The following is an 11,786-nucleotide window of genomic DNA, read 5'->3' on the forward strand; positions in this document are numbered from 1 at the left end:
CAATTTTTACCCGAATCTCCCGGAGCGTTCGAGTTGCATGAGTTCATCCATTCCAATGAGCATGGCTCGCGGTTTCGAATTGCCCTTGCTCGGGCCACACACACCAAGGCCATAAAGCTGATCTACAATCTTCCCGGCTCGGCTGTAACCCACGCTAAAGTGGCGTTGCACAGCCGAAGTCGAAAGGCCGTTCACGCTAATCGCCCATTGCGCGACTTCGAACAGGAGCTTATCGAGCTTTTCGTTCTTCATCGAACCGCCGCCTTCTTCATCGCCCTCTTCGCCGCCCGAAACATCGAACGATTCCACTTGCGGGTAGAATACGTTCTGGTCAGAGCAGGCGTCGGCCAAGCGTTCGGCTTCTTCATCGCTCAAGAATGCTCCATGAACACGCACCGGATCAGGATCGTTCACAGCCTTGTAAAGCATGTCGCCTCGACCGAGAAGCTTTTCTGCACCGGCATGGTCCATCACCGTGCGGGCGTCAATCTGCGATGCCACCTTGAAGCTGATTCGTGTCGGCAAGTTCGCCTTGATGATACCCGTAATGACCTTCACGGACGGGCGCTGCGTAGCAAGCACCAAGTGGATACCCACGGCACGAGCCTTAGCCGCCAAGCGAGCCACAGACTTTTCAATTTCCTTGCCGGCGACCATCATGAGGTCCGCCATTTCGTCGATAATCACGACGATAAACGCCATGCGGTGGCCGCGATCTTCTTCAGGAACTTCATCCGGCAATTCGCCAGCTTCGAACTTTGCATTGAAACCGCCAATGTTACGCACCTTTGCTGATGCCAAGACTTCCGTACGGCGGTCCATCTCGTAGCAGAGCCACTGAAGCGCCTGGATAGCAATTTCGGGCTTCGTGATGACAGGAGCCAAGAGGTGTGGGATGTTTTCGTACATCTTGAGTTCCACGGCCTTCGGGTCCACAAGAATCATGCGGAGTTCATCCGGAGTCTTGCTAAAGAGCATCGACGCCATGAGCGCGTTAATGCAAACAGACTTACCGGAACCCGTCTGACCTGCAATCAGCAAGTGCGGTGCCTTTGCCAAGTCCATCGTGAACGCTTCACCCGTGATGTCCTTGCCAAGCGCCACGAGAATCTTGTCATGCGCGGGCTTGAACTTTTCGCTCATGAACACATCGCGGCAGAACACGGTCTGGAACTTGCGATTCGGGATTTCCACACCGACAGCCGCCTTGCCAGGAATCGGAGCCAAGATGCGAATGGACGAGACCTTGAGCGGGAGCGCCAAGTCTTCTTGCAATGCCGAGAAGCGGCTCACCTTCACGCCCGGGCCCGGTTCCACTTCAAAACGGGTAATCATCGGGCCCGTTTCGCAACCGATTACGCGGCCCTTCACCTTGAAGTTTTCAAGCTTTTCTTCGAGCATTTTGCCGATGGCATTCAACTCTTCTTCGGTGTAATCCGCCGTCTGCACTTCGTGCGTGTCGAGAATCTTCGAAATTTCAGGAATCTTGTATTCGTCGTAAGAGGCTGTAGGTGCGGGCGGAATTTGTGCAGACTGGACAGCCTTCGCTGCTGGGCGCGCACTTTCACCAGCATTTGCGCGACCTTCACCACCGCGAGAACGTCCAGCAAACTCACCTTCACCAAATGTCGGATCTTCGCTCACTTCATCAGCCGTCACGACCACCGGAGCGTACGTTTCATCATCATCGACCGCAGGGCTTCCCGGGAAGTCCTCTACGTAGGCGCCATCGCCGCCCAAAAGCTCTTCAGCATGGATAGCGGCACGCGTTGCCACAGAATCCGAAAGCGTTGCATCTCGGACAATCGTATTGGCACTTGTCGAAGAATTCGCATCACCACCCGCAGGTTTTGCGACCTTCGGAGAAGCCACCTTCGGAGTTGTTACGGTCATCGGCTTTGTCTGCTTCGGCGGGACATTTCCACCAGCATTCCCAACAGCCGCATCCACAGTTTCAGAGCCCGCCGTACGGCGCACATCGCCCTTCACCTGCATACGGCCCTTATGGCCCTTTTCCCAGTCAATCAAATCGCGAGCACGGCGGAGTGCGCCAATGCGTTCCTTGATTTCCAGAATCTGGAGTGCATTCATGTGGCGTTCATTCAAACGCAATTCTTCTTCCAGGCGACGGATTTCAGGATCTTCATAGACTCCATCTTCGTCAGCACCGCCCAAAGTCGCACCCGCAGGCACATTCCCGGCATTCCCAAGCGGCGCATCCTGCAAATTGCCCGGTTGCGCATTCCCCGCCGCATTTTCAGGTAAAGCATTCCCAGCATACTGAGGCAACCCAAACGATTCCCCCACCTGCGTCTGCATTTCCGAACGATTGATATCCAAATCGTCCGTCAGCCAATTATGGCGGCCATTAAAAGGTTCCACCTTCCCGCGCCTGCGCATCTTCACGGAATCCGGGACAAAAATCATCGTCTCGTCTTCCATCACCACGCCACGGCGTAATTGCTTTTTCTCAGAGCGTTCGTCGCGGATATTCGGCACATATTCCGTCTTCGGCTCAACATCCTCTTTATGGCGGCGTCCAAATAGCCCCGTCAAATAACGCATCGTCTGCGCCACAAACTTAAAGTGCCTCGGACGAACCCCAAACGAAAGTACCAAAATCAAAGCCAAAGTGGTCAACAGTATAATCAGCGGAGCCACATACGAAACGCGCCCAAACACGGGAATCGCCAAGTTCTGCAAAAAGAACTCGCCCAACACGCCACCGCTCATCGAAAGCGCATCATTCGAGACGCTTTTATCGCCAAAATTTTTAAGCGACATCAAAAATGACACGTTCACCACAAGCAAGCTTGCACCAACCGCAAAGCGCAACAACTTTGCACGCAGCGAAGCAATCGCGATAAAAAGCCCCCAAAGGACAAGCGCTGCCGTAAACACGACAACCGCCACACGCCCAAAAAGGAACGTCATAAAGCTCGGGAACATCACGCCAAAGTAATTTCCCAGCCAGTTTTCGTGCTCGCCCACAATCGAAATCGTGATACAACCCAGCAAAAGGATGACACCAGCGAGCAACACCAGGTACCCCACCATCATCGTTACAAAATAAGAATCCGGCTCCTGTGCACCCGTTTTCGGTTCTACTTTAGTCTTCTTCGGTTTCTTTACAGTTTTTTTCTTCTGAACAGCCAAAAAATACGCTCCTCTAATTGCGGTAATAAATATAGTCTAATAACGATCCTAACTTTGATACAAAAAATGACACTATTTGCTCAATTATTATTTTTTCATCGTCATGGCACAGAAAAATTCAAAAAATCAGAGAAAACTTTTTTTTGGGGTTGCTTTTTCGGCAATCGCCGTATTGCTCATCCTAATCTTTGGCAATTCCAAGAAAAACTATATCGCAGAATCGGCTGAAAACATTTTTTACGACCAGTTCTTTAAATTGAATACGGAAGTCCTTGATTCCACCGGAATCAAAGACGGCATTGTCCTAGAAAGCAAGCCTTACAATGACCCCAATATCATCATTGCAGATATCGATGAGAAATCGCTGCTAAAACTAGGGCACTACTACAACTGGGATAGATCCATCCACGCCAAAGTCATCGAAAACCTGGGTGAAGGCGGTGCAGCAGCAATCGCATTCGATATTCTGTTCAAGGACGCCGACTTCGGAAAGAGAAAAGGAGCTCAATGCCAAGAAATCCTTACCCAACTTGACCCCGATACAAGCCATGCCCATTACTTCTCGCAAATCAGTTCTTTCTACAACTACGACTCCATGCTGGTCGAATCCACTCGCAATTCTGGCATCTGCATTATCAGCTTCTTGATGAACGACGCCTCCCATTACAAGAACAAAAGCAACTGGGAACCGCTCAGCACCTGGGAACGCGCCAAGGAGGTAGGTTTTTCCTCGACACTGCAGTTAAACCAGGTGAATAAGCCGCAAGACATCGAAGCCCGAGAGATTCTCGATAACGTATTCCCGGAACTAGCAAACGCAGGCTCACGTCTAGGAGCCGTCAATGCATACCCCGACAACGACGGTACAATCCGCCGTATCAGAATGTTGTACAAATTCCCATATGTCGATGAGGACAAGCTTGCCCCGCAGCGTATTTACTCGGCACTCTCCTTAATGACCATTTCGCACCTTTTCCACAAGGACCCCAAAGATATCACCGTCAAAATGGGCGAATATATCGACATTGGCAAGCCCTTTGGCATCTACCGTGACTCCAGCGGCGAATACAACACCACGTATCCGAACTTCACCTACCCCATGTTCACATCGCTCCGCGACAAGATGAAAAGCATCAAGGAAAGCGGTGTTAAAAAAGCAAATCTTGTCGAAACTTCATTCAAGGTAACAGCAAAAAGAAACAACGATGGGCAATTAACTTTTGACATTTTTGTAGACGAAGAACAGCAACTAAACGCAATGCTTTCCAACATTCTAAGAAAGCTTCCCCAAGACATCTTCGGCAAAATAAAAGAAGGTCAAACCATAGAACTCGATAGCGGCTTTACAATAGCCAAAAGCGAAGATGACGAAGGCGTTTACGTCATCACAAGTGACGATGATGAAGAAATCAGCATCACGCCAAGCGTCCTCAATACAATACACTTCTTTGAAAAGAGCTACCGCGATATCAAGATTGGGGAACACAAGCACCTGTCCCGCAACATGGACATCAGCTACAACAAGGCCAAAGATGAATGGTCTGCCTCCATCAGCTTTTTCACAAACAGGATTTTAAAAGAAATTCTCAAAGCAGACGAAAAACAGATTAGCGCATTAAAGCCCGGCGAAGAAATGCGATTCGGGCCGCACAAAAGAATTCCTATTGACACACTCGGGCAATTCCTCATCAAGTACAAGGGACGCTTCAACCATGTCGCTCCCGAGACAAGGACTTTCAAGCACGTATCTTACTACGATATTTTCAGAGACACAACAAATCTTGACCAGTACGCCGGAAAGACGATTATTCTCGGGTCTTCCGTTTCTGCACTTTTCGATATCGTCAACGGTCCGCACGAAGAAAACATCCCAGCCATTCTCGTCCATGCCAACATCATCAAGAACATCCTCGAAGATGATTACCTGACGGTATTAAAAGAACGTTATCAGCGCTATATTGTAATTATTTTGGCGTTGATTTGCACATTCATAGGGCTTTACTTCAGAAGTTTCGTATCGCTACTTTTAATGATCGGCATAGCGGTTCTCTACACGTTGCTCGCTTACATCTGTTTCAAGCACAACATCTATATCGGCGTTTCCAAGCAGCTTCTGGCCATCATTATCTCAAATACATTTGCAATGGTCGTGCAAGCCTATTTCGAAAACAAAGAAAAGAAGTTCATCGAAAGTTCGTTCAAGCAATACATCTCGCCAGAAATGATTGACGAATTAGTAGCCAGCGGTCAAACGCCCCAGCTCGGCGGTGAAGAATCTAAAATTACAGCCTACTTCACCGACATTCAAGGGTTCTCGACGTTCTCTGAAAAAATCGGAAGTGCAAATAAGCTCGTTGAACTTTTGAACGACTACTTAACCGCCATGACAGACGTCTTGATTGTAAAGAACAAAGGAACTCTTGACAAGTACGAAGGCGACGCCATCATCGCATTCTTTGGCGCCCCGGTGAAATACGATGACCACGCCAGAAGAGGCTGCAACACGGCTTTAGACATGCAAAGCGAGCTTTTAAGGCTCCGCAAAAAATGGGTAGGCGAAGGTCAAAAATGGCCAGAAGTCGTCCACAACATGCATATGCGAATAGGCATCAACACCGGCAATATCGTGACCGGAAACATGGGTTCCACCATGCGCAAGAACTACACCATGATGGGCGATGAAGTGAACCTTGCCGCACGCCTTGAAAGCGCCGCCAAACAGTATGGCGCCTACATTCATGTTTGCAAGAACACCATTGACCAGCTTGTCGAACAGAAAATCGATAGCCTGTACATCTATCGTTCACTCGACATCATCCGCGTCGTGGGTAAAGATGAACCTGTCGAGACGTTTGAACTACTCGCCTACGCCAACGATCAAAAAGCTGATTCACTCCACAAGCTTTGTGAACTCTGGGCACAAGCTCGCAGCGCTTACCTAAACATGCAATGGAACAAGGCCATCGAGCTATTCACAAAGTGCCTAGAATTCGAGCCGCACTTGCCTGAACGCGATCCGGGCAGCAAGACTTGCCCAAGCCAGGTCTACATCAAGCGTTGCCTAGCCTATAAACAAAATCCGCCTGCAAGCGCAGGCGAAAAATGGGACGGAATCTTTACCGCTACTGAGAAATAGCGGCTTCGCCGCAGTTACTAGTTAATAGTTATTAGTTACTAGAGATTGCAATATAAACATTTCTAGTAACTAGTAACTCGGAACTTGAAACTACGCGCATCAGCGCGCTTAATTCAATTCCATGTTGTCGATGAGGCGAGTCTTTCCGAAGAAGGCGGCGGCAAGAATCACGGCCTTGTCTTCGGCGGCAAGGGCTCCATTGCACTTCTGCAAGTTTTTCTGGTTTGCCACTTCCACATACTGCACAACGCCACGAGCAGCAACGATGGACTTCACGACGATATCGCGAATCTTCGAGACGCTGCGTTCGCCCGCTTCGTAAGCAGCCTTTGCAGCCTTGAGTCCGCTGTAAATGCCGAGAGCCTGTTCGCGTTCTTCCTGAGTCAAGTATTCGTTACGGCTAGAGCGAGCAAGGCCACTTTCTTCACGCACAATCTTCACGCGGTGAATCTTGATGTTGAAGTTCAAGTCCTTCACCATTCTTTCGATCAGGAACACCTGCTGGTAATCCTTCTCGCCAAAGTAAGCGTCGTTTGCGCCAGAAATGAGGAACAGCTTGGAAACGACTGTCAAAACGCCACGGAAGTGTCCCGGGCGATAAGCGCCGCAGTACATGCCTTCGAGAGCTTCATCACGGACAAGCGTCATCGGATCGCCATCGGGGTACATTTCAGCAACGGACGGAGCAAAAACGTAATCGGCACCGATAGATTCAGCAAGCTTTGCATCGGCTTCCAAGCGCTTCGGATACTTGTCCAGGTCCTCGTTCTTGCCAAACTGGATGGGGTTCAAGAACACACTTACAACAGTCACATCGCACTCGCTCACGGATGCCTTGATAAGAGCGCCATGACCTTCATGGAGAGCACCCATCGTTGGAACGAGACCGATTCTTTTCCCTTCTTTCGCAAGAGGAGCAAGCGTTTGACGTAGGGAATCGATAGACTTAATTATCTGCATGATTAGTTACCTTCTGGAACAAAATAAGTCGTTTGACTTGGGCAGGACGCAATGGCGTTCAGCACAATTTGCAAATGGCTTTCGTTATGGACAAAATCGATATTATCCGTATTGATGATAAGCACAGGAGCGTCGGTGTAATGCCAAAAATGATGGTCATAACGGTCCTGCAAGTCGCTCAGGTAGTTACCGTCAATGGTCTTTTCCATCGCACGACCACGACCCCTGATGCGCTTTAAAAGAGTCGAGACGCTTGCCTGCAAATAGACAACGTAATCCGGCTTGCGGATATCGTGGTTCAAGGCGTTCGACACCTGGTCATACATCGTCATTTCATTTTCAGTGAGGTTCTGCGAGGCAAAGATGCGGTCTTTGTCAAACGTGTAGTCGCTCACCAGCAAATCATGGAACAAGTCGCTCTGCAAGGCAGAATTCTGGAGTTGCTTAAAGCGGTCGAGCAAAAAGAAGAGCTGCGTCTGGAAAGCGTACGCCGAACGGTTCTCATAGAACTTCGGCAAGAACGGATTTTCAGCAAAGTTTTCTTCAATGAACATGGCGTTCCAGCGTTCACAAATGGCACGGGCAAGCGAGGTCTTACCAACGCCAATTACGCCTTCAATCGCCATAAAATGAATGTTCTTATCCAGAAGCATCAGGGTTCCTCCCCTTCAATAACGCGGAACGGAATCTTTTCTTCTTTTTCAAGCAATTCCACAAGCAAGTCCTTGACGGTCTTGTTCGTCTTCGGATCTACCCAGTCCGGTGCAATATCGCTTAGCGGCACAAGCACAAACTGGCGGTTATAGATTTGAGGATGCGGAATTGTCGGACGACCTTCACAAACTTCACGACCAAAGAACAGCAAATCCAGGTCCACTTCCCTAGAATTCCAATGTCCGCGGTCCTTGCGTCCAAGAATAAGCTCGGATCCTTTTAAGTAATAGAGTAACTTTACCGGGTCGCCATCATACCAGAAGCTCACGATCTGATTAAAATATGGTCCCTGGCCAGCCGGTCCAACAGGTGGTGTTTCATAAATAGGGCTTTCAACCCAGCCCCCTGCGCTTATACGGCGAAGCATGTCCCTCCCAGCTTTCAAGTGAGCCGAGCGGTCAGGAAGATTACTTCCGAGTGCGATATATACTCTGTTTAAGGAATCCACGCCCCAAATATAATAAATTTAGCCATTGTCATCCTGACGCTGAAAGCGGAAGGATCCAGTCAAATTTGGGAACATCAAAACAGGGAACTCCTAATATTTTTCATAAAAAAAAATTTTTTTATGACATTTCACAAAATTTAATGTATCTTTTAACCCGTTCCGCTATTTCGGGACGTAATATTAATCATCAATAAAATTTATGGGGCAACAAGCCCTTATTATCGTTTCAATTATATAGTCTATTTCATTTTTTGAAATATGTAATTATAGGACGCAATCGTGCCCAGAACACCTAAGAATCAGAATTCAGAACAAAATACTCAAGCTCCTTCTTTGACGGATCTCGTTTATCCAGAAAGCACAGGCATTCCTGTTCCAGAATATTTAGGAACCCCCGACAAATTGCCGGATAATGCCGAGGACGCACCGCAGCCCAAACGTCGTGGCAGAAAGCCAAATCCAAAGACAAAGGCTCGCAAAGAACCCGAATTCGAACAGAACGTTCAAGCCGATGCCGAACCAGAATTTCAAGAAAAAAGACAGCCGGTCGATGGTATTGCCGCTGCCGAAAAGCGCCTCGCCGAACAGTACGGTGTAGCAAACATTGATGCCATTGCAGAACCGATTTACACGGGCGAACAAAACTACAAGCCAGCCGAATCTACCGAAGAAAGCGCATTCACAGGTGAAAGCAACGGTGAAATTGTAATTCCGCAAAACACTGATGCAGCCCAAGCTCCATCAGAAAATCAAGGTGAAGTTTCTGCCGATCCGAATGCAGACCCAAACGCACAACAGCAAGGTGAAGCCCAGGCTCAAAACGGCGAAGGTCAGGACGACCGCCGCTTCAACAACCAGAACGGCAAATTCAACAAGTTCAATAAGAACAACAAGTTCAACAAGAACAATCGCAATAACCGCAATTTCCAGCAAGAAGAATTTGTCGATGACTCTGCTACGCTCCCAGCACCGGGTTCCGAAGCCATATTAAAGGCCAAGGAAAACTGGCTCAAGTTCCGCAAACTCTCCATGAGCGAACTCCAGGAACTCGCCGTGCAAAAGGAAGTGGACTTCCGCAGAATGCGCAAACAGTCCCTCAACTACATTTTGCAGAGCCTCGAAAACGAAGGCAATATCATTTATACGGAAGGCGTCCTCGAAGTCACACCGCAAGGTCACGGGTTCCTCCGCATGCCGGATCAGAACTACCAGACCAGCGCCGATGACGTTTACGTAAGCCAGAACCTTATCCGTAAATTCAACCTCAAGATTGGCGATACGATTGAAGGTCTTGTGCGCACGCCTCGCGAACAAGATAAGTACTTCTCCATGCGCCGCATCGACCGCGTGAACTTTGAAGAACCAGACAAGATGCGCCGCCGTGTGGCATTCGAATATTTAACGCCGATCCACCCGGAAGAAAAGATCCACCTCGAATGGAATGAAACGGAATACAGCACCCGTATCATGGACTTGTTCTCCCCGATCGGTAAGGGTCAGCGCAGTATCATCCTCGCACCTCCGCGTACCGGTAAGACCGTTCTCTTGCAGAACGTGACCCGCGCTATTGCGAAGAACCATCCTGAAATCATCCTCATCACGCTCCTCATCGACGAACGTCCGGAAGAAGTCACCGAAATGCGAGACATCATCACGGACATCAAGGAAAAGGCTGCTGAAAAGGGAATCGATATCAAGGCTGAAGTTGTCGCATCGACGTTCGATGAACCGCCTGAACACCACACCCGCGTCGCCAACATGGTTTTGGAAAAGGCAAAGCGCCTCGTCGAGAGCCAGAAGGACGTCGTGATTTTGCTCGACTCCATCACGCGTTTCGCTCGTGCAAACAACGTTGTGATTCCGCACTCCGGCAAGATTTTGTCTGGTGGTGTGGACGCTAACGCCATGCAGTTCCCGAAGAAATTCTTCGGTGCAGCCCGTAAGATTCAGGACAAGATTCGCACGGTCAAGAACGAAGACGGCACAATTAGCGAAGAAGTCCAGAAGAACGGCTCCCTCACCATCATCGGCACGGCATTGATTGAAACCGGCAGCCGCATGGACGAAGTGATCTTCGAAGAATTCAAGGGAACCGGTAACATGGAACTCGTGCTTGACCGCCGCATCGCTGAAAAGCGCATCTGGCCAGCCATTGACGTGTTCAAGTCCGGCACCCGCAAAGAAGAACGCTTGCTTACGCTCCTCGAACAGAATGCCGCCTGGAACTTCAGACGCGGTAGCCAGAACGAGACGGAAACAGGCATCATGGAGAACCTGCTCAAGCTCATGAGCAAGCTCAAGACAAACGCAGAACTCCTCGCCGTTCTCTCCAAACCAAAAGTCTAATACAATTTAGACGAAATCCCCGTCAAGCGCAATGTCACCCCGGCCACCGTGCCGGGGTCGTCTTTTTATAAAGAGTCCTTTTTATCCCCTGTCATGCCGGACTTTGTTCCGGCATCACCATTTGACGAACGAAAATATTTTTACGTTTACCATCGTAACGTCATTGCGAGTTGCAAAGCAACGAAGCAATCCATAAAGTTTTAAAAAGGACACAAAAAATGAACACAACGATTTTCTTTGCCGGTACTGGTAACATGGGCGGAGCCATCCTCCGCGGTCTTTTGAACGCAGGCACAGACGCCAAGAACATTTTCTTCTTTGACCCAAGCGACAAGGCTGCCGAAGCCGTGAGCGCCCTCGGTTGCGTCCGCGTCAAAAGCTTTGCCGAAGGCATCGAAAAGGCTAACGTCACATTCCTCTGCGTCAAGCCGCAGATTTTCAAGCTCGTTGCCGCCGAATGGAAGGCAGCCGCATCCGCTCTCAAGAGCGAAAAGACGTTCATCAGCATCATGGCCGGTGTCGCCCGCAAGAGCCTCATCGAAGTGCTCGGTGAAAAGAACCAGGTGCTCCGCGTGATGCCGAACTTGCCGCTCACTGTTGGCAAGGGCTCCGTTGGCCTTGCCACCGACGGCGTCTCCGACGAAACGCTCAAGCTCGCCGAAGAAATCTTTGGCAACATCGGCGTGACCTGCCGCGTTGCAGAATCCCTCATCGACGCCGTGACCGGACTTTCCGGCAGCGCTCCGGCATACGTCTTTGAATTCATCGAAGGTCTTACCCGCGGCGGCGTAAAGGCTGGTCTTACCCGCGATGTCGCTTTGAAGCTCGCTCTCGGCACCATCGAAGGCAGCGTCGAACTCGTCAAGCAGTCCGGCAAGAGCCCTAGCGACCTCTGCGCTATGGTTTGCTCTCCGGCAGGTACAACCATCGCTGGCATCGACGCCCTCGAAGAAGGCGCATTCCGCAGCACGCTAATCAAGGCTGTTGTCGCCGGCACGAACCGCAGCAAGGAACTGGGCAAGTAAA

Annotated in this window: 7 protein-coding genes; 3 read left to right on the forward strand and 4 right to left on the reverse strand. The window is 49.8% G+C overall.

Going from position 1 to position 11,786, the window contains the following annotated elements; all coding sequences use genetic code 11:
* Nucleotides 1-6: 6 nt before the first annotated feature.
* Nucleotides 7-3,156, reverse strand: a complete 3,150-nt coding sequence (locus tag CRN95_RS02015; RefSeq protein WP_097019966.1) for a DNA translocase FtsK — start codon at nt 3,154-3,156, stop codon at nt 7-9.
* A 103-nt stretch (nt 3,157-3,259) separates the two neighbouring features.
* Between CRN95_RS02015 and CRN95_RS02020 the strand changes: the two genes are divergently transcribed.
* Nucleotides 3,260-6,292 carry a CHASE2 domain-containing protein gene (locus CRN95_RS02020; RefSeq protein WP_097020284.1) on the forward strand — a complete coding sequence of 1,011 codons (3,033 nt, stop codon included), beginning with the start codon at nt 3,260-3,262 and terminating at the stop codon, nt 6,290-6,292.
* Between the two features lie 108 nt (nt 6,293-6,400).
* Here CRN95_RS02020 and panC read toward each other — a convergent pair whose 3' ends face one another.
* The 3 genes from panC to folK are packed head-to-tail and all read right to left on the reverse strand — an operon-like array spanning nt 6,401 to nt 8,414.
* The gene (gene panC / locus CRN95_RS02025; protein WP_088630331.1) at nt 6,401-7,252 is read right to left on the reverse strand and encodes a pantoate--beta-alanine ligase; all 852 of its coding nucleotides are present in this window, start codon (nt 7,250-7,252) and stop codon (nt 6,401-6,403) included.
* A 2-nt stretch (nt 7,253-7,254) separates the two neighbouring features.
* A complete protein-coding gene (locus CRN95_RS02030) occupies nt 7,255-7,905 on the reverse strand; it encodes a deoxynucleoside kinase (RefSeq protein WP_088630332.1) in 651 nt (216 codons plus the stop codon).
* The gene (gene folK, locus CRN95_RS02035) at nt 7,905-8,414 is read right to left on the reverse strand and encodes a 2-amino-4-hydroxy-6-hydroxymethyldihydropteridine diphosphokinase (protein ID WP_088630333.1); all 510 of its coding nucleotides are present in this window, start codon (nt 8,412-8,414) and stop codon (nt 7,905-7,907) included. Before folK ends, CRN95_RS02030 begins: the two co-directional genes overlap by 1 nt.
* 279 nt (nt 8,415-8,693) lie before the next feature.
* Between folK and rho the strand changes: the two genes are divergently transcribed.
* Nucleotides 8,694-10,760 (forward strand): transcription termination factor Rho, encoded by a 2,067-nt coding sequence (gene rho, locus CRN95_RS02040; RefSeq protein ID WP_369597609.1) that lies wholly within the window; start codon nt 8,694-8,696, stop codon nt 10,758-10,760.
* A 218-nt stretch (nt 10,761-10,978) separates the two neighbouring features.
* Nucleotides 10,979-11,785: a pyrroline-5-carboxylate reductase gene (proC, locus tag CRN95_RS02045; RefSeq protein WP_088630334.1), complete on the forward strand. Its 807-nt coding sequence runs from the start codon at nt 10,979-10,981 to the stop codon at nt 11,783-11,785.
* Nucleotide 11,786: the final 1 nt, after the last annotated feature.

The sequence above is a fragment of the Fibrobacter sp. UWB16 genome (assembly GCF_900215325.1).
Lineage (GTDB): Bacteria > Fibrobacterota > Fibrobacteria > Fibrobacterales > Fibrobacteraceae > Fibrobacter.

Coding starts and splice junctions, on each gene's coding strand:
- proC (WP_088630334.1), top strand. CDS start 10,979: ATGAACACAACGATTTTCTTTGCCGGTACTGGTAACATGGGCGGAGCC.
- CRN95_RS02020 (WP_097020284.1), top strand. CDS start 3,260: ATGGCACAGAAAAATTCAAAAAATCAGAGAAAACTTTTTTTTGGGGTT.
- CRN95_RS02030 (WP_088630332.1), bottom strand. CDS start 7,905: ATGCTTCTGGATAAGAACATTCATTTTATGGCGATTGAAGGCGTAATT.
- panC (WP_088630331.1), bottom strand. CDS start 7,252: ATGCAGATAATTAAGTCTATCGATTCCCTACGTCAAACGCTTGCTCCT.